This is a genomic window from Sphingosinicella microcystinivorans, from assembly GCF_027941835.1.
Classification (GTDB): domain Bacteria; phylum Pseudomonadota; class Alphaproteobacteria; order Sphingomonadales; family Sphingomonadaceae; genus Sphingosinicella.
Genome location: NZ_CP116005.1, coordinates 2,237,617 through 2,254,966, shown reverse-complemented (window position 1 = coordinate 2,254,966; position 17,350 = coordinate 2,237,617). Strand labels below are relative to the sequence as shown.

Annotated in this window: 18 protein-coding genes; 15 read left to right on the top strand and 3 right to left on the bottom strand. The window is 62.3% G+C overall.

The features are described 5' to 3' along the window. Positions 1–103: 103 nt before the first annotated feature. From PE061_RS10825 to istB, 3 genes are all read left to right on the top strand, one after another. Entirely contained in the window at positions 104–661 is a 558-nt protein-coding gene (locus tag PE061_RS10825; RefSeq protein ID WP_271259088.1) for a phage exclusion protein Lit family protein, read from the top strand. Between the two features lie 75 nt (positions 662–736). After that, positions 737–2,251 carry an IS21 family transposase gene (istA, locus tag PE061_RS10820; RefSeq protein WP_021238707.1) on the top strand — a complete coding sequence of 505 codons (1,515 nt, stop codon included), beginning with the start codon at positions 737–739 and terminating at the stop codon, positions 2,249–2,251. Next, on the top strand, positions 2,238–2,966 hold the full coding sequence (istB, locus tag PE061_RS10815) for an IS21-like element helper ATPase IstB (protein ID WP_031304487.1): 729 nt from the start codon (positions 2,238–2,240) through the stop codon (positions 2,964–2,966). The genes istA and istB overlap by 14 nt, the downstream gene beginning before the upstream one ends. A gap of 552 nt (positions 2,967–3,518) precedes the next feature. Here the strand turns inward: istB and PE061_RS10810 are convergent. The 3 genes from PE061_RS10810 to PE061_RS10800 are packed head-to-tail and all read right to left on the bottom strand — an operon-like array spanning position 3,519 to position 5,712. After that, positions 3,519–3,938 (bottom strand): hypothetical protein, encoded by a 420-nt coding sequence (locus PE061_RS10810; RefSeq protein WP_271259087.1) that lies wholly within the window; start codon positions 3,936–3,938, stop codon positions 3,519–3,521. Next, positions 3,935–5,254, bottom strand: coding sequence for a recombinase family protein (locus PE061_RS10805; RefSeq protein ID WP_271259086.1), 1,320 nt, complete (start codon positions 5,252–5,254; stop codon positions 3,935–3,937). Before PE061_RS10805 ends, PE061_RS10810 begins: the two co-directional genes overlap by 4 nt. After that, positions 5,251–5,712 (bottom strand): DUF2924 domain-containing protein, encoded by a 462-nt coding sequence (locus PE061_RS10800; RefSeq protein ID WP_271259085.1) that lies wholly within the window; start codon positions 5,710–5,712, stop codon positions 5,251–5,253. The genes PE061_RS10805 and PE061_RS10800 overlap by 4 nt, the downstream gene beginning before the upstream one ends. A gap of 548 nt (positions 5,713–6,260) precedes the next feature. Here PE061_RS10800 and PE061_RS10795 point away from each other — a divergent pair. The 12 genes from PE061_RS10795 to PE061_RS10740 all read left to right on the top strand — a co-directional run bounded on the left by PE061_RS10795 (position 6,261) and on the right by PE061_RS10740 (position 17,028). Next, the gene (locus PE061_RS10795; protein ID WP_271259084.1) at positions 6,261–6,587 is read left to right on the top strand and encodes a helix-turn-helix domain-containing protein; all 327 of its coding nucleotides are present in this window, start codon (positions 6,261–6,263) and stop codon (positions 6,585–6,587) included. 19 nt (positions 6,588–6,606) lie between these two features. Then, positions 6,607–7,317, top strand: coding sequence for an ImmA/IrrE family metallo-endopeptidase (locus PE061_RS10790; protein ID WP_271259083.1), 711 nt, complete (start codon positions 6,607–6,609; stop codon positions 7,315–7,317). Between the two features lie 116 nt (positions 7,318–7,433). After that, positions 7,434–8,615, top strand: a complete 1,182-nt coding sequence (locus PE061_RS10785; protein ID WP_271259082.1) for a hypothetical protein — start codon at positions 7,434–7,436, stop codon at positions 8,613–8,615. After that, a complete protein-coding gene (locus tag PE061_RS10780) occupies positions 8,608–9,540 on the top strand; it encodes a hypothetical protein (protein ID WP_271259081.1) in 933 nt (310 codons plus the stop codon). Before PE061_RS10785 ends, PE061_RS10780 begins: the two co-directional genes overlap by 8 nt. Positions 9,541–9,707: 167 nt before the next feature. Continuing rightward, entirely contained in the window at positions 9,708–9,917 is a 210-nt protein-coding gene (locus PE061_RS10775; RefSeq protein WP_271259080.1) for a helix-turn-helix transcriptional regulator, read from the top strand. Positions 9,918–9,928: 11 nt separating this feature from the next. Further along, positions 9,929–10,411 carry a hypothetical protein gene (locus PE061_RS10770; RefSeq protein WP_271259079.1) on the top strand — a complete coding sequence of 161 codons (483 nt, stop codon included), beginning with the start codon at positions 9,929–9,931 and terminating at the stop codon, positions 10,409–10,411. Next, entirely contained in the window at positions 10,408–11,304 is an 897-nt protein-coding gene (locus PE061_RS10765) for an ATP-binding protein (protein ID WP_271259078.1), read from the top strand. The genes PE061_RS10770 and PE061_RS10765 overlap by 4 nt, the downstream gene beginning before the upstream one ends. Next, the gene (locus tag PE061_RS10760; RefSeq protein WP_271259077.1) at positions 11,297–11,872 is read left to right on the top strand and encodes a hypothetical protein; all 576 of its coding nucleotides are present in this window, start codon (positions 11,297–11,299) and stop codon (positions 11,870–11,872) included. The genes PE061_RS10765 and PE061_RS10760 overlap by 8 nt, the downstream gene beginning before the upstream one ends. A 10-nt stretch (positions 11,873–11,882) precedes the next feature. Continuing rightward, entirely contained in the window at positions 11,883–13,562 is a 1,680-nt protein-coding gene (locus PE061_RS10755; protein ID WP_271259076.1) for a DEAD/DEAH box helicase, read from the top strand. Positions 13,563–13,772: 210 nt separating this feature from the next. Then, on the top strand, positions 13,773–13,979 hold the full coding sequence (locus PE061_RS10750; protein ID WP_271259075.1) for a DUF6511 domain-containing protein: 207 nt from the start codon (positions 13,773–13,775) through the stop codon (positions 13,977–13,979). Continuing rightward, positions 13,979–14,746, top strand: a complete 768-nt coding sequence (locus PE061_RS10745; protein WP_271259074.1) for a PD-(D/E)XK nuclease family protein — start codon at positions 13,979–13,981, stop codon at positions 14,744–14,746. The genes PE061_RS10750 and PE061_RS10745 overlap by 1 nt, the downstream gene beginning before the upstream one ends. Beyond that, entirely contained in the window at positions 14,743–17,028 is a 2,286-nt protein-coding gene (locus tag PE061_RS10740; RefSeq protein ID WP_271259073.1) for an AAA family ATPase, read from the top strand. The genes PE061_RS10745 and PE061_RS10740 overlap by 4 nt, the downstream gene beginning before the upstream one ends. The last annotated feature ends 322 nt before the right edge of the window (positions 17,029–17,350 follow it).

Sequence of the window (17,350 nt, the reverse complement as noted above, 5' to 3'; positions counted from 1 at the left end):
AGGCGTTTCCCCGTGAAGCGCCACGCAATTTCGCGTAGTCCTGAAGAATGAGCGCCGGTGATGGGAAGTCTTCATTATCGCAGATCAAATCAGGGATCCTCGAATGGCCACCACTGAAGATGCTACCCGACTGATGCTTTCACTAGCTCGGCGCACACCCATCAACATCGCGCCAGAGAAAGCACGAGCTCTCGCGGAGGAGGTGTTCGGGACCGAAAGATGGGAACTGCGGGACAGCCGAACCGAAGCAAACTTTTATGCTGTGGTTCCTGATCGAGCCATTTATGCGTCGTACGCGGGCTTGGCGAGCTTATGGTGTTTGAGCTTTGTAGCTTTTTGCGTGGCGGACCTTTCGTCCCGTGCTGCTCGATCAGTCGAACTCAAGGGCGAGCAAATAGACATCGGCGCCCAATGGGCATCAATGAACCTGCAGGCATACCTGGATTATGCTCGACGGCTATTTCATGCGGATGAACCGTGGCCGGAAAACATGTGCGAGCCCAAGCCCGGCGCGGACCTCGCCTCCATGGAAGGCAGGATCAACAATCTGTTTTTTGGTGCGCTGAGCTGGATCTTGCTTCACGAAATCGCTCACGTCCATCACGGCCACTCGCACCTGATTGAGGATCAGCGTGCAATAGGCACCCCCTTCGTGGGGTGATCGGCGTGCAAAAAGGACCCCTTCATCCCGGGGATTTAGTCGGCCGACTGGTTTTGATCAGTTGGCGAGAACGGGATGTTGATCGTGGAGACAGTGGTTCGGATTCGGCGTGAGCATGCAGCGGGTAAGGCGATCAAGGCGATCGCTCGTGACCTTCGTTTGTCGCGGAAGGTCGTCCGCAAAGCGATCCGGTCGCCGGAGGCGGCGTTCAACTATCAGCGCAAAGTCCAGCCGCTGCCGCGGATCGGTCCTTATCAGGATCGTCTCGATGCGCTGCTTGAGGAGAACGAAGGTCGCGGCCGCCGCGATCGGCTACGGATGACGCGTATCCATGACCTGCTGGTGCGCGAGGGGTTCGATGGATCCTATGATGCGGTGCGCCGCTATGCGGCGCGCTGGCGTGCTGCGCGGCGGAAGGATGCTGGCGAAGGCGCACCGGCGTTCATCCCGATGACCTTCCAGCCGGGTGAGGCCTACCAGTTCGACTGGAGCCACGAGGATGTGGAGATCGCCGGCAAGCCGATGCGGGTGAAGGTGGCGCATATGCGTCTCTGCGACTCGCGCGCACCCTATGTCCGAGCCTATCCGCGCGAGGGCCAGGAGATGCTGTTCGATGCCCATGCCCGGGCGTTCGCGTTCTTCGGCGGTGTGCCGCGACGCGGTATCTACGATAATATGAAGACGGCGGTGACGGCCGTGTTCACCGGCAAGGAGCGTGTGTTCAACCGCCGCTTCCTGATCATGACCGATCATTACATGGTCGAGCCGACCGCCTGCTCGCCGGCGGCGGGATGGGAGAAGGGCCAGGTCGAGCAGCAGGTCCAGACGATCCGAGGCCGCTTCTTCCAGCCGCGACTCCGGTTCGCCAGCCTGGCCGAGCTCAACGGGTGGCTGGAGGCCGAGTGCCGGCGCTGGGCCGAGCATCATGCCCATCCCGAACGCGGGGATATTACCGTCGCCGAGGCGCTGGATATGGAGCGACCGGCCCTGCAGCCGATCCTGGCACCGTTCGACGGCTTCCATGAGAGCGAGCATGCCGTCACCGGCACCTGCCTCATCAGCTTCGATCGCAACCGCTACTCGGTCATGTCGACGGCCGCACGCCGGACCGTTCAGGTGCGCTCCTATGCCGATCGCATCGTCATACGCTGCGGCGATGCGATCGTCGGGGAGCATGAGCGCCACTTCGGTCGGAACCGCACGATATACGATCCCTGGCATTATCTGCCGGTCCTCGCGCACAAGCCCGGCGCGCTGCGTAACGGCGCACCGTTCCAGGACTGGGATCTGCCGCCCGCCCTGCACCGATTACGGCGAAGGCTCGGCACCGGGGACGAGGCCGATCGCAGGTTCGTGCGGGTCCTCTCGGCGGTGCTCACCGATGGCCTGGAGCCGGTAGAGGCTGCCGTGCGCGAAGCGTTGGCGAACGGAACGGCCAGCGACGAGCTGATCCTCAACATCCTCTCCCGGCGCCGCGAGCCGGCGACACCCCACAGCATCGTCACTTCGGAAGACCGGATGCTGCAGCATCCTCCGCTCGCCGACTGTGCCCGCTATGATCTGCTGCGAGGCTATGATGCAGCGGCATGATATGATCGACACGATGCGCGGCCTCGGACTCAAGGGCATGGCGGCGGCGTTCGACGAGGCGGTCACCACCGGCCTCCAGCGCAAGCGCACCACCATGGAGATACTGACCGACCTGCTCCGTGCTGAGGCGACCCACCGGGATGCAGCCTCCATCCGCTATCGGATGACGGCTGCGAGGCTGCCCGTGGTGAAGGACCTGGAGCGGTTCAGCTTCGAGGGCACACCGATCAATGAGGAGATGATCCGCTCCCTTCACGATGGCTCCTTCCTCCCGCCTCGCCGCAATATCGTGCTGGTCGGCGGCACGGGGACAGGCAAGACCCACCTCGCCATCGCGATCACCGCCAATGTCGTGCGAAGGGGCGCTCGCGCCCGCTACTTCAACACCGTCGATCTGGTGACACGCCTCGAAGAGGAGACCCGGATCGGCAAAGGCGGGACCCTGGCGGCGCAGCTGTCGCGGCTCGACCTGATCGTGCTCGACGAGCTCGGTTATCTGCCGTTCGCCCGCTCGGGAGGGCAGTTGCTGTTCCACCTCATCAGCAAGCTTTATGAGCGGACCAGCGTCATCATCACCACGAACCTCGCCTTCGGCGAATGGCCGACCGTGTTCGGCGATCCCAAGATGACCACGGCGCTGCTCGACCGCGTCACCCACCACTGCGATATCGTCGAGACGGGCAACGACAGCTGGCGCTTCAAAAACCGCAGCTGACAGCCACCTTCGGCGCCTTCAAAAATCTATCTTGCGCTGCGCGCGCCTCCGGTCGGGCTACGCCCGCCCTCCGCCGCACGCAGCGCAAGGCCATCTTCAACAAACCAGCATCATATTATCCGAAAAGGGGGTCCCTCTTCGACGCCGATCGGGGGTCCCTTTTGAACGCCGTTTGACACACCTGATCCCCGCCTCCATGAAAGTAGGTCAAGAGTATCAGGCCGACGCCTTTGCTACTATGTGGGTCCTCGATGATGCGGGGAACGGCTTACAACGAGAGTTCCGGGTTCTCGCAGTGTCAGTCGCCCTAGCGTGGCTGTTCCTCCACGAGCAGGCCAAAGGTCAAGGATCCGATCACCCCGCAGCGATACTGCGGTTTCGGGATGCAATTGCCCACTTCAATATGGGTGCCCGAAGCGCCGGATTGGAGAACGCCACATACATACTGAAAGCCATTTTTGACCCGGGTATAGAGATGCCAACCGGCATGATGGCCCACGAAGCATTCGATTGGATGTGCGAAAGGCTCGAAGAAATATTCAGCTCCAGGCACTAGCCGCCATGTCTGAGTCCTTTTCGGTCTGATGGGCTCCGTTCGAACACCATTTGCATCTGCTCCATCCATGGTCGGTCGGACACCGCAACGAGGTCGTTCAACGAAAGTGCCGGCGGCTCGCGTCTGATCACGAGGTGTTCAAGCACCTCTGGCGACAGGTAGGCGAGCCGCATCATCCGGCTTACGAACCGGTCGGAGACCTTCTCGGCTGCCGCGATGTCCTGAATCGTAGAAGCGGCGCCCGTTTCCAACTGCCGCCGCCAGCTCCAAGCACGGGCGATGGCGCGAAGAACATGTGGATCCTGCGCCCGCCCATCCCGCAAGGTCAAATCGGCGGGCGGGACGATTTTCGGCCGCCCGTTCCGCTTGCGGATGGTGAGCGGGATGAACACCCGCATGGTGGTGGGCGCGCTCATGCCGCCAGCTCCTGTTTCGGTGTGACCATTTCGCGGATGACCGATCCAAGGCCCTCGGTGCGCAGGTCAACCGCAAGGCCATCGGCGCTGACCGTGACCCGCTCGATCAGCAGGCGGGCGATGCGGGCCTGTTCGGCCGGGAACAGCGATTCCCATAGGCCATCGAACCCAGCAAGCGCGTTGACCACGTCGTGCTCATCCACATCCGGTGCCGTTCGGCCGATCGCCTCCATCGCCCGCGCCGCGATTTCCGGCGTGCGCAGCAGCGACCGGATGTGCTGGACGACGGCCGTTTCCACCATGCCGGCATTCAATCGTACAAAGCTGTCCCGGCCTTCGCAGGCTCGGTTTCTGATCGCATCCATCGAGGTGTAGTAGCGGTAATGCCGGCTGCCCTTCTTTGTGACAGTTGGCGTCATGGCGATGCCGCGATCCGTGAAGATCAAGCCTTTGAGCAGCGCCGGGGTCTGGGTGCGGGTGTTGGCCGCCCGCTGGCGCGGGCTCTCCTGCAGGATGGCATGGACCTGATCCCACAGCGGCTGGTCAATGATGGCCTGATGCTCGCCGGGATAGCTGGTGCCCTTGTGCACCGCTTCGCCGATATAGAGCCGGTTGCGGAATAGCTTGTAGAGGAACCCCTTGTCGATCGGCTTGCCCCGCTTGTTGAGGGTGCCGCCCGCCACCAGCTCCCGGGTCAGCAGGGTGGCCGATCCCAGCTCGACAAACCGCTGGAACATGTGCCGGACCGTGGCGGCTTCGGCCTCGTTGATCACGAGCTTGCGATCGACGACATCGTAGCCCATCGGCACGAACCCGCCCATCCACATGCCCTTGGCGCGACTGGCAGCGAACTTGTCACGGATGCGCTCGCCGGTGACCTCGCGTTCGAACTGGGCGAACGACAGCAGGATGTTGAGCGTCAGCCGGCCCATGCTGGTCGTGGTGTTGAACGCCTGCGTCACCGACACGAACGTCACGTTATTGCGGTCGAAGGCCTCGACCAGCTTGGCGAAGTCCATCAGCGAGCGCGACAGGCGGTCGATCTTGTAGACGACGATCACGTCGACCAGGCCGGCCTCGACGTCTTCCAGCAGGGCCTTGAGGCCGGGGCGGTCGAGAGTGCCACCCGAGTACCCGCCGTCGTCGTAGCGTTCGCGCATGCAGACCCAGCCTTCGGCGCGTTGGCTGGCGACATAGGCCTCGCAGGACTCGCGCTGGGCGTCGAGGCTGTTGAACTCCATGTCCAACCCTTCCTCGCTGGATTTGCGGGTGTAGACGGCGCAGCGCAGGCGGCGCCGGGGTGCTGTATCGGTCATGCCGCGTCCTTCCGTTCCCGCAGGCCGAAGAACCTGTAGCCATTCCACTGCGTGCCGGTGATGTCCCGTGCGATGGCCGACAACGATTTGTAACGGCGCCCCTGCCAGTCGAACCCGTCCTTCAGCACGGTGATGACGTGCTCAGTCCCGTTCCATTCGCGCACCAGTCGGGTGCCGATCACCGGGTTGCGCGGGTCGGAAATCACCGACTTCCTGACCTTCTTGCCCTCGACCTCGTCGGCCAGGGCATCGAGCAGCTGGCGTGCCGGCTTTGACAGGCCGCCGAACGTCAGCTCCTGGATCCGGTAGGCCAGCCGCTGCTTGAGGAACGACCGGCTGTTGTTGGGCGCCTCTGTCTCGAACAGCTTTGCCCATTCGGCCTTCAGTTCCCTGACCGGCATGTCCTTCAGCGCCGCCAGCCTGGCCAGCACCTGCGCATTGTCATCCTGTTTGTGCATTATCGTCCTCCGATCCGGGCCTTTGCCCGGGGACGACTGACGCTCTTGGCCGGCGAGATTGCGAGTGAACTATCTCCACCATAGGCAGATAAAGAACTGGACTGTTCGCGCAGCCGCAGGACGCCGGTGGCGACGATGCGGCCCAACTCTGAAAGTCGGGCTTCTGGCGACATCTTGGATGGGCAAAGCCCGTTTGGGTTGAATGTGTCGGTGGACATGGAGACCGTTCGCAATACTGGGTGGGTGGCGACACGGTAGGTTTGAGAACTATCTTTAAACAAGCAAAATCATGAGTTTATCGTAGTCTTGCGAAATCATGAGCATTGCTTGGTGATGCGATCCGGGCCTTTGAAAAGTCGCTCGGAACGCCTGCGAAGTTCTTCGTAATTTGATTCGCGCGGGGTCGCCGGTCGGCTACATCTGACCTCGGCGCCCGAGTGTGCGGCCGGAGTTCACGGCAATGCGTTCTTGACCCCGGAAATCCTCGCAACTACGCTGATCCGCATAGATGCGTGATTTTGAGGGTTGGCCCAAGCCATGATGAACCGATGACCACTGACGGGACGAGTTTTGGACGTCAGATTTCCAAAGCCAGGAAGGCCATGGCTCTCAGCCAGAAGGAGCTGGCGGCAAGGATCATGAAAGAGGAAGACGGCACACCGATCTCGCCGCAATACCTCAACGACATCGAGCATGACCGGCGCAGTCCCACCTCGGATCACCTGATCCGGCAGTTTGCGGAGGTGTTGAACATCGACGAAGGCGTTCTGTTCTTGCTGGCAGGGAAGATTCCCGACGACCTCCGCAGCCAGGTCAGTGACCCAGCCAAGGCGGCCGAGGCATTCGTCAATTTCCGTCGCGCCATTACCAACTGACGGATCGACGGCGATGAGGATGATACGGGATCCAAAAGGCCGATTTCCAGAGCGCCCCTATTACACGAACGACGAGCTCGATCGGGAGTGTGAGCGGCTTGTCAGGGATCTGCACCGCAAGCGGAACCAGGAAGCACGTCCACGTATCACGACCGATGAACTCCATCTGCTGATCGAGCTCAACGACGCCAGCCTGGATTCCTCTGCCGACCTGACAATCTATGGCGACGATGTCGAAGGCGTGACCGCCTTCCATCCAGACAGGGATCCCGAAGTCGCAATCTCAGACCGGCTGGCTAACGATTCCCGCCGCGAGAACCGGCTGCGCACGACGTTGGCCCATGAGTTTGGCCATGTGCATTTCCACCGGCACCTGTGGGCGGGCAAGTTTCAGCATGGCCAACTGTTCGACCGCAGCAGCCATGAAAACAAGGCGATCTGCAAGCGCGACACCATCATTCAAGCCGCGAACTATGACTGGATGGAGTGGCAAGCCGGTTATGTGAGCGGCGCGATACTGATGCCGGTCACATCCATACGCCGGCTGGTGTCCGATTATTGCCAGGAGCGTGATCTCCACGCTGCCGTGGCAGTGCGGTCAGACCATGGTCGACAGATCGTTGGTGCAGTGATGGAGACGTTTCAGGTTTCCGAGGAGGCTGCTCAAGTCAGGCTCAAGGTACTCAAACTACTTGGGGAATCTGATCGTCAGGGATCGCTGTTCGGGTGATCCACAGCAAATCCGCTAATCTGCGTAGATTTTCGATTGACCCGCCACATGGGCGCAAATACGCTCTTTAGCAGATCGGCGTGCAATGACGCCTGATTCTGCTCAAGGAGTCCCCCATGACCTCGATTGCCACCATCATTCGGAAAACCTCCACCCCCACCCTCCGTGCCTATTTTGAGCACAGCGGGATTGGCCTCCCTGCAAATATCGACTGGGCGGTCCCCGAGCCCGAAATCCTGCCGCCCCTTCTGAAGGCGGTCGATGAACTGACCGATACCGAAAAGGCCCGCCTGGCGCTCGACGCCGGTCGGATTGGCGAGCTGGTCAGCGACGTTGGCCAGATTGCACTTTACAGCGTTGCCGAAGACAAGGCCGTTCTGGATAGCCTTGGCGGCGCGCACGACCGCGCTTTCTGGATGTTTCTCAATCATCCGGACCGCTTCCGTCGTGCCGAGGAGGTCCGCTACACCGATGAACGTCGCCGTGGGCGTTCATGGGCGGGTTTCATTGTTGCCGCCGATCAGCCGTTGAACAAGGATCCAGCCGCTCTCGACGCATTCAAGGCGGCGCTGCGCGAATGCTTCGCCTCGCCCAATATCCACATCGATATCTTTGACCGCCGCCGCCCCACCTTCGACGGTGAGGATTGCGAACTGATCCAGATCGCGGTGTACCGCGAGGGCTTGCCGGATGATGTTCTGGAGTTTGACGCAGGCGATCTGGTTCGCCGCGTGCGCAGCCCGGTGTTCGAGGCCGCCCTGACGTATGAACCCGCCACCGGCGTGGTCGAGGTGGTCGCGAACGACAGCAAGAGCCGTGAAGCCATGGCCCGGATCATGGTGCGTGATCTGCTCGAGATCGAGTTCACCAGCGAAAAAATGCCGTCCCGCAATTATGATCTGAACTCGCTTCAGCAGCCCCATGCTTTCCCCCGGGATGCTTCCGACGGGATCGAGTCCGTCACTTTGAAACAGCTGCGCCTGATGCCGATGGACAATCAGGGCCAGCGCGTGACTCTGGAGTGCATGCGCGGCAGTGAGGAGACCATCTGGGAGATGGCCGCGAGGCATTTTGGCGACCGTAATCCGCTTCTCGGCGGCTGGGTGGTTACCCAGGCAAAGCTTAGCATCGCTTTCCAACCCAAGGGGGATGCGCGGCGTGGGCGTGTGCTGGCGCTGACGATCACGATGCCGCACGGCTGCAATCTCAAGGACCTGACGCCGGAAGAGCAGTTGATCGGCGAGAAGTATCTGCGCCGCTGGGGCATCCTGTCCGGGGATACCGGCGGCGATGATTGATCAGGCTGCTGCCCGGCTGCTGATGACGATTGCTGAAACGCCGGGCGGAAAAATCGCGGGTTCGGTCCTCGACGACTTTTATCCCCGTCAAGGCAAGCAACTGATGCAGACCAATCTGCTGGCGCCGCTAGGAAATACCTTCGCGGCGCCACTGGATCTGGATCACGGTGATGAACCGCTACCTTTGATCTGGTCGGGCGAGCACGGTTGTTTTGGCTATTACAACCCGGCCGCGGTCTGGATCACAGTGCCCCTGGAAAGCCTGACCATGTTCAGCGTCAATATGCCGGTGCTGTTGGCGCGGATGCTGGCGCAGCTGGAGGTCGTGGGCGGGGCCGAACCTCTTGCTTTGGTGCCTGATGCCGTCTGGGAAATCGGCAATGTCCGTTTGCCCGGGCGCAGTAAGCCCGTTCCGCTGTGGGTCGCGCGGCGCCTGTCTGATCCAGATTGCTGGTCCGCGTTCGTGGCCGCTACGCGCTTGCGTCCGGCGCCGGGGCTGAGAATCGTGTTGAGTACAACGCCGACCAGCCGCCTTCAAAAGCAGATGTTCGAGGGTCATGAGATCATCAGCATCGGCGATGTGGCCGACCACGCGGCCGGGATTGCCGTCGATCCTGCGCTGTTGGCAGCTCGGATCACAAACGGATCGCCACAGACCGATGTGCCAATTGCCGTGTCCGCAGACGGAGGATCTGTCACGGTGCGCGGGAAACGCTACACATTCACCGGCCAGAAGCATCGGGCCATTATTCGACATCTCCATGACGCCTGGAAGAACGGGGAACCCGAATGCCTGACCGAAGCGGTGCTGGAGGCGGCCGAATGCGCTAATAGCGTGAACACGCTGACCAAGGCCTTTTCCGGCCGAAAGGACTGGCAGGAGTTCATCAAGGTGGAGGGTGGTCGCTGCTGGATCCAGTGCTGACCAGTCGCAGAATCCGTCATCGAAAGCCGCCTTCGGGCGGCTTTTTTGTGTCCGGCGGGCTCAATCGTTGATTCCTACCCTAAGCCCTACCTCTCTCCTTCCCGGCTCCTACCTTCGCCAGCGCCAATGTCTCCGCAGGTTTTCGAACCGAACCCAAGGAGACGCCAATGGCTACCAGACACCTTTCCCAGATCGAGCTTGCCGCTCGCTGGAACCTTTCCCACCGCACGCTCGAGCGCTGGCGGTGGACGGGCGAAGGCCCGCAATTCATCAAGCTCGGCGGTCGCGTCGTTTATCGCCTCGAAGATGTCGAGGCGTTCGAAGCTGCCCAGGCCCGGCACAACACCGCCCGCGCTGATGCGCCGGCCGTGGCGTGAGGGCGGCCGACATGACCATCCCCAACTACATCGGCGTGGACGATTTCGTTCACATGGCCGTCGGCGAGATCGTCGCCCTGCCGGCCGAGGTGCTCGCCAATCTCCAGCAGGAGATCGAGGAGCGCCTGCGTTTTGCCAAGTTGGCCAGCGACTGGCTCAATGGTGCGCTTGCCCTCAAATATGCCGATCGCGCTCAGCAGGCGCGCGGCGATGCCGGTAAGGATTTTGGCGCTGCCCGCTTTACCGACGGCGATGTAACGATCGTCGCGGACCTGCCGAAGAAGGTCGACTGGGATCAGTTCGAACTGGCCCAGCTGGTCGAGCGTATCAAGGCCGACGGCGAAGACCCTCGCGAATATGTCGACATCAGCTTCAAGGTCTCTGAGCGCAAGTTTGCGGCCTGGCCCAGCCATATTCGCAGCGCCTTCACTACCGCCCGGACGGTGCGCAACGGCTCCCCCAGCTTCAAGCTCAAGCTGGAGGGCGCAGCATGACTCTCCCGATCATTTCGGCGGATCAGCGTCTCGCAGAAAACCGCGGCATCAAGGGCGTGATCTTCGGCAAATCCGGCATCGGCAAGACCAGTCTGCTCTGGACGCTTCCTGCAACGACGACCCTGTTCTTCGACCTCGAGGCGGGTGACCTCGCCATCGAAGGGTGGACCGGCGACAGCATCCGTCCCCGCACCTGGGAGGAATGCCGGGACTTTGCGGTGTTCATCGGCGGGCCGAACCCGGCACTGCGCGACGATCAGGTCTACAGCCAGGCGCATTACAATGCGGTGTGCGCCCGGTTCGGCGATGCCGCGGCGATCGACCGGTACGAGACAGTCTTCATCGACTCGATCACGGTTGCCGGGCGCCTGTGCTTCCAGTGGTGCAAGGGGCAGCCCGAGGCATTTTCCGACAAGACCGGCAAGCCTGACATGCGCGGTGCCTATGGTCTGCACGGCCGGGAAATGATCGCCTGGCTGACCCACCTTCAGCACACCCGGACGAAGAATGTCTGGTTCGTCGGCATCCTCGACGAGAAGCTGGACGACTTCAATCGCAAGGTTTTCCAGCCGCAGATCGACGGTTCCAAGACCGGACTCGAGCTGCCGGGCATCGTCGATGAAGTCCTGACGATGGCCGAGGTGAAGGACGAGGCCGGAAACGCTTCGCGTGCCTTCATCTGCCAGACGATCAACCCCTGGTCCTACCCGGCCAAGGACCGGTCCGGCCGCCTCGCACTGGTCGAGGAACCGCACTTGGGCCGCCTCATGGCCAAGATCCGCGGCCCCGTGATGCCCGCCGGCGAACGGCTGGAATTCGGCCTGCCTGCACTGCCGGCCACTGACACGCAATCCCCCCAAACTGACCTGAACAAGGAGCCCCATCATGGGTAGCTGGAACGATTTTAACGACGCCAAACAGACCTCGAACATCATCCCCAAGGGCACGCTCGCCAAGGTTCGTGTGACCATCCGGCCCGGTGGTCATGACGATCCCAGCCAGGGCTGGACGGGCGGCTATGCCACCCGCGGCACCACCGGCTCAGTCTATCTGAACACCGAGTACACGGTGGTCGAAGGCCCCTTTGCCAAGCGCAAGGTCTTCAGCATGATCGGGCTCTACAGCCCGAAGGGTCCCGACTGGGCCAATATGGGGCGCGGCCTGGTGCGCTCGATGCTGAACTCGGCGCGAGGGATTTCCGACAAGGACAACAGCCCGCAGGCCCAGGCGGCACGCCGCATCAGCGGCTTCGGCGACCTCGACGGACTGGAGTTCGTCGCCCGCATCGATGTCGGCACCGACAGCAACGGCGATGACAAGAACGACATTCGCGCCGCCGTTACCCCGGACCACCGCGAATATGCGGCGCTGATGGGATCGGTCGCGGCCGCGCCGACGGCGGCATCGCCTCAGTTCTCCACGGCACCTGCAACCGGCGGTCGCCCCGCCTGGGCACAGTGAGGAGCATGCCATGATCCTTCGTCCCCGCCAGTCCCTTTTCGTCGAGCGCAGCCTGTCTGCGCTCGACACCCACGGCAACACGCTCGGTGTGGCTCCTACCGGCACAGGCAAAACGATCATCCTGTCTGCGGTGGCGGGCCAGATGATCGGCGACAGCCGCGCCAAGGCCTGTGTTCTGGCCCATCGCGATGAATTGACGGACCAGAACCGGGATAAATTCTCCCGGGTCAATCCGGGCATGACCACCTCGGTTATCGATGCTGCCACCAAGAACTGGAGTGGCCAGGTCACCTTCGCGATGGTGCCGACCCTTTCCCGGCCGGCCAATCTGGACGCCATGCCAGCGGTCGATCTGCTCGTGATCGACGAGGCGCATCATGCGGTCGCCGAAAGTTACCGTCGCATCATTGATCGCGTTCTCCACCTCAATCCGATGGCGCGCATCTTCGGTGTGACCGCCACACCGAACCGCGGTGACCGCAAAGGGCTGCGTGAGGTATTCACGAACGTGGCGGACCAGATCCGCATGGGGGAACTGATCGCTTCGGGCCATCTCGTGCGCCCGCGCACCTTCGTAATCGACGTCGGGGTTCGCGAAGATCTCGGCAAGGTGCGCAAGACGGCTGCCGATTTCGACATGGGTCAGGTCGACGCCATCATGAACAAGGCGCCCGTGACCGACCAGGTCATCGCGCATTGGCGGGAAAAAGCCGGCGACCGCCAGACCGTCGCGTTCTGCTCGACTGTCAGTCATGCCGAGAACGTTGCCGACGCCTTCAACGCAAACGGCATTCCCGCAGCAGTCGTACATGGCGATCTGGATGACGCGACCCGTCGTGCCACCCTGGCCGCCTATGATGCCGGTGACATTCAGGTGGTCGTCAATGTCGCTGTGTTGACCGAAGGCTGGGATCACCCCCCGACCTCCTGCGTCATCCTGCTGCGCCCCAGCTCGTTCAAGTCGACCATGATCCAGATGATCGGTCGTGGCCTGCGCACGGTAAACCCGGAAGAATATCCCGGCATCGTCAAGACCGACTGCATTGTCCTCGACTTCGGGACGTCGACCTTGATCCATGGCTCGCTTGAGCAGGACGTCGATCTGGATGGCAAGCAGGCCAACGGTGATGCGCCGACCAAAGAATGTCCTGAATGCGGTGCTGTCGTGCCGGCCGCCGTGACCGAATGTCCTCTGTGCGGTCACATCTGGGAAGGCTCGGCGAGCGATCCTGCCGAGCCGCTCAGCCAGTTCATCATGGCCGAAATTGACCTGTTGAAGCGTTCGAGCTTCGAGTGGGTGGATCTGTTCGGGGACGATGCCGCACTCGTCGCCAATGGCTTCCATGCCTGGGCCGGTGTCTTTTTCCTGAACGGTCGCTGGTACGGCATCGGCGGTCAGCCCAAAAAGTCCGCACATCTTCTGGCCATGGGTGAGCGCAGCATTTGCCTCGCTGCCGCCGACGACTGGCTCAACACCCACGAGAGCGACGAGTCCGCCCACAAAAGCCGTGGCTGGCTGCGGCAACCGCCGACCGACAAGCAGTTGGTATTCCTGCCGCCGTCCTATCGGACCGACTACGGCCTGACGCGTTACCACGCCTCCGCGCTGCTTTCCTTCCGCTTCAACCAGTCAGCCATCCGCGGCCTCGTGATGGGCGCGGATCCGCATGCTCTGCGGGAGGCGGCGTGATGGATACCGCCCATGGAAAAATCGCCCTCTGCCGAAAAGCGACTGCGGTGCTGGCATCCACGCGGATTGCTGTGTGCTGTCTGCCTTCGTCCAACCTCTGGCTTCGGCTGGTCGGGCCCGCAACGCACGAGACGATCGGGCCCCTCTGTGTGGTTCTGCTCAATCAGCTGCCAGCGCTTCTTCTGGCTGCGGGCGCGCAAGGTGCAGGACATGGTTGATCTGACCGCCCGCGAAGAGGCCGCGATCCGTGCGACGCTGCAACCTGTCGCAGCCCTGATCGACACGATCGGCTGGCACGCCCCACCATCCGCATGGTCGCAGGAGCAGGTGCTCCAGCTGATCACCGTCACGATCGATGGCTTCCAGACCGCGATGCATCAGGCAGCCGTGGACGACCCCATGGAGGTGCCGTTCTGATGTTGGACTTCAATCACCGTCCCGCATTCGGCGAACGTCTGAATGCCCTCGTCGATAGCCATCTCGCGGCAGACAACGCCGCGCGCAGCCCGCGGGATTATCTCGGCGGCTCGCGGATCGGTGTTTCTTGCGAGCGCGCGCTCCAGTTCGAGTTCACGGCCACGCCCATGGACGAAAATGCGGGCTTCTCAGGCCGAACCCTGCGGATTTTCGCGATGGGTCACGCCCTGGAAGACCTCGCTATAGCCTGGCTGCGCGGTGCCGGCCTCGATCTGTTCACCCGCAAAGGCAATCGTCCGGACGGGGAGCAGTTCGGCTTCTCGGCCGCTGGCGGGCGCCTGCGCGGTCACGTCGATGGGATCATCGCCGGCGCTCCTGCTGCGCTTGGGCTTCGTGTCCCCGCGCTCTGGGAATGCAAGACCATGAACGCGAAGAACTGGCGCGAGACCGTGTCGAAGGGCGTCGTGCTGTCGAAGCCAGTCTATGCCGCCCAGATCGCGCTCTACCAGGCCTATATGGAAGCCAGCGTGCCGGGGATTTCGACCGCGCCAGCGCTGTTCACCGCGATCAACAAGGACACGGCTGAACTCCACCACGAACTGGTCCCGTTCGATGCAGACCTGGCCCAGCGCATGAGCGACAAGGCCGTGCGCATCCTGTCAGCCACCGATGCTGGGGAATTGCTGCCGCGCTTCACCCGAACCCGCGAACATTTCGAATGCCGCTTCTGCTCGTGGGCCGTCCGTTGCTGGGAGATGCCCCAGTGACCGAAGACAACATCGTCCACTTCAACCCCTGGCGGGATTTCAACGATGCCGCATCGCTAGAAGAGCTGTTCCTGGAGCCAGACCCGGCCCAGATCGCTGCCTTCTTCGACGTCGTCTTCGACTATTGCGAAGGTCTGATTCCGGTCCGCAGCTTCATTGACAAGGGTCAGGGCATCGAGGGCAAGCCCCATAATATCTGGATTGATGCGGATGCGTCCGCACCGGAAAAGCTCACGACCTTTGCCAATTGGGCAGGCCGCGAAGGCGCGGCAGTTTACGTGATCCCAGGCACGGTGGCGGAGAGCGGCCAGGCAAAGTCTGCCGACATCACCGCGATGCAGGCGATCGTCGTCGACATCGACACCGGCGATATCGGTGCCAAGCTTACCCACCTGACCCGGCATCTGGGTGACCCCACTCTGATCGTGGAAAGCGGCGGGCGAACACCTGAGGGTGCGCACAAGCTCCATGTCTGGTGGAAACTCTCGGAGCCTGCGACCGATGCCGACGTCGAGCAGGTTTGCACTCTGCGCGGTGCCATCGCTGCCAAGGTGGCGGGCGACACCCATTTCCGCTCCGCGCACCAGCCGATCCGTGTCCCGGGCACCATCTACCATAAGGGTGGCAGCCAGCGCATGGTGCAGATCCTGCAGCACGCCGCCAAACGTGAAGTGGACCTTGCTGATTTTGCCGAGATGGTTTCGGCCATGCCGCCCATGCCCGGGATTGGCGCGGCTTCTACCTCATCGCCCGGAAAGCCCGCTCTCGCCGATGTTCTGACGACGCCGGTCCATGAAGGCGGAGCTGATGCCTGGTCGCGGTTCGAGGGCGCGAGCGCCGCCATTGGTCATTATATCCGGCAGGTCCATGATGGCCGGATCAGCCCGGACGAAGGCTGGGAGGCGATCTGCCAGTACAATGCCGCAATGCTACGGCCGAGCTGGCCCCTCGATCGCCTGAAGGCGGAATCCGATCGGCTGTGGCGCTTGCATGTCGAGCGCAACGGCCCGCCGATGCTTCGGTCTGCTGAAACCGCACGCCGGGCAGACATGCCCGCCTTCACCTTTGGCGCGCTGCTGGATGACGCCAGCCCGATGCCCGCTGACATCGTCGCACCCCGGCTTCTGACACCCGGCGGTCTGCTCGTGCTCGGCGGCGCCCCCAAGGTGGGCAAGAGCGATTTTCTGATTTGCCTTCTAGCGCACATGGCTGCGGGCGTGGCGTTTCTTGGCTTCACACCGCCGCGCCCTCTGCGGATCTTCTATCTCCAGGCAGAGATCCAGTACCACTATCTGCGCGAGCGGTTGCAGGCCATCCGGCTCGATCCTGCCGTCATTGCCGCCGCCCGCGACAACCTGGTGGTCACTCCCAAGCTGCGCCTACTGCTCGACGAGCGCGGCGTGGCGCTGGCGGTCGATGCCATCAAATCCAATTTCCCGGGCGATCCGCCGGACATCATCTGCATCGATCCGATCCGAAACCTTTTTGACGGCGGGCCCGACGGCGGTGGCGAAAACGACAACAGCGCCATGATGTTCTTCCTGCAGCAGCGGGTCGAGCAGCTGCGCGACGCCGTCGCCCCTGATGCCGGCGTGATCCTCGCTCACCACACCAAGAAGCTGAACAAGAAGCAGATTGCCGAGGACCCGTTCCAGGCGCTTTCCGGCGCCAGTGCGCTGCGCGGTTTCTATACGTCTGGCATCATCATGCATCGGCCCGATGAGGAAATGCCGGCGCGCAAGCTCGAGATCGAGCTGCGCAATGGTCCAGCGATCGGCCCGATGCTGGTAGACAAACGTGGCGGGCAATGGGTCGAGATCGACGCAAGCAGCGAACGGCTGATCCGCAAAGATGTAGGTGCCCGGCTCGATGCTGAGCGGGTGCGCAAGCATGACGTCATTCTCGGCATCCTGCTCGACGAGGCTGCTGCCGGACGGCTCTATACGTCGCTGCAGTTCGCGGAGAAGTTCGAGAACAAAGGCGGCCTTGGCGGGACTTACACCATCAGGGACCGCATCTCGGTTCTGGCGACCAAGGGCTACATCAAGTTTGTCCGCGATGGCTCGCCCTACGGCATGGCCAGAACGACATCGAAGTTCGGCTATCTCTGCACCGAAGGGATGACCATTCCTGGGAATGGCGAAACGGCGGATCCCGACACCGGCGAAATATCCCCCACGATGCTGGAGGTGCTGCCCAGCCACTTCAAATGTCCCCAGTCAGGCGGGGCCCTGCCGGTCGAGAACCCCCGGGTCTGGGTCTATCCGGAGGACGAGCAATGATCCTCGGGTCGGCCATTCCGGGCTACGCATGGGCACGCACAATCCAGTTGGGGAAGTTGCGGACGATTTCCGCAACTGGGTCCGCACAGACACCCGTTCTCCCGCGCGGATACGCACAATCCAGTTGCGGACGATTTTCCCAACTACCCCCGCACGCCTTCGCACGGTCACGCCGTACTACCCGGAATCCAGTTGCGGACGGATTGACCATTCCCAACTGCCACAACTTCAATTTTTGGCAGTTTTCTAAGGGGTTGAGCTCCACCCCAAGTTGTGGGTGTGAAACCCCCATCCTAAAGGATGGGGACGCACCCCGTGGGGT

Coding starts and splice junctions, on each gene's coding strand:
- PE061_RS10810 (WP_271259087.1), bottom strand. CDS start 3,938: ATGAGCGCGCCCACCACCATGCGGGTGTTCATCCCGCTCACCATCCGC.
- PE061_RS10765 (WP_271259078.1), top strand. CDS start 10,408: ATGACTCTCCCGATCATTTCGGCGGATCAGCGTCTCGCAGAAAACCGC.
- istB (WP_031304487.1), top strand. CDS start 2,238: ATGCAGCGGCATGATATGATCGACACGATGCGCGGCCTCGGACTCAAG.
- PE061_RS10755 (WP_271259076.1), top strand. CDS start 11,883: ATGATCCTTCGTCCCCGCCAGTCCCTTTTCGTCGAGCGCAGCCTGTCT.
- PE061_RS10750 (WP_271259075.1), top strand. CDS start 13,773: ATGGTTGATCTGACCGCCCGCGAAGAGGCCGCGATCCGTGCGACGCTG.
- PE061_RS10790 (WP_271259083.1), top strand. CDS start 6,607: ATGATACGGGATCCAAAAGGCCGATTTCCAGAGCGCCCCTATTACACG.
- PE061_RS10770 (WP_271259079.1), top strand. CDS start 9,929: ATGACCATCCCCAACTACATCGGCGTGGACGATTTCGTTCACATGGCC.
- PE061_RS10795 (WP_271259084.1), top strand. CDS start 6,261: ATGACCACTGACGGGACGAGTTTTGGACGTCAGATTTCCAAAGCCAGG.
- PE061_RS10760 (WP_271259077.1), top strand. CDS start 11,297: ATGGGTAGCTGGAACGATTTTAACGACGCCAAACAGACCTCGAACATC.
- PE061_RS10785 (WP_271259082.1), top strand. CDS start 7,434: ATGACCTCGATTGCCACCATCATTCGGAAAACCTCCACCCCCACCCTC.
- PE061_RS10780 (WP_271259081.1), top strand. CDS start 8,608: ATGATTGATCAGGCTGCTGCCCGGCTGCTGATGACGATTGCTGAAACG.
- PE061_RS10745 (WP_271259074.1), top strand. CDS start 13,979: ATGTTGGACTTCAATCACCGTCCCGCATTCGGCGAACGTCTGAATGCC.
- PE061_RS10800 (WP_271259085.1), bottom strand. CDS start 5,712: ATGCACAAACAGGATGACAATGCGCAGGTGCTGGCCAGGCTGGCGGCG.
- PE061_RS10805 (WP_271259086.1), bottom strand. CDS start 5,254: ATGACCGATACAGCACCCCGGCGCCGCCTGCGCTGCGCCGTCTACACC.
- PE061_RS10825 (WP_271259088.1), top strand. CDS start 104: ATGGCCACCACTGAAGATGCTACCCGACTGATGCTTTCACTAGCTCGG.
- istA (WP_021238707.1), top strand. CDS start 737: ATGTTGATCGTGGAGACAGTGGTTCGGATTCGGCGTGAGCATGCAGCG.
- PE061_RS10775 (WP_271259080.1), top strand. CDS start 9,708: ATGGCTACCAGACACCTTTCCCAGATCGAGCTTGCCGCTCGCTGGAAC.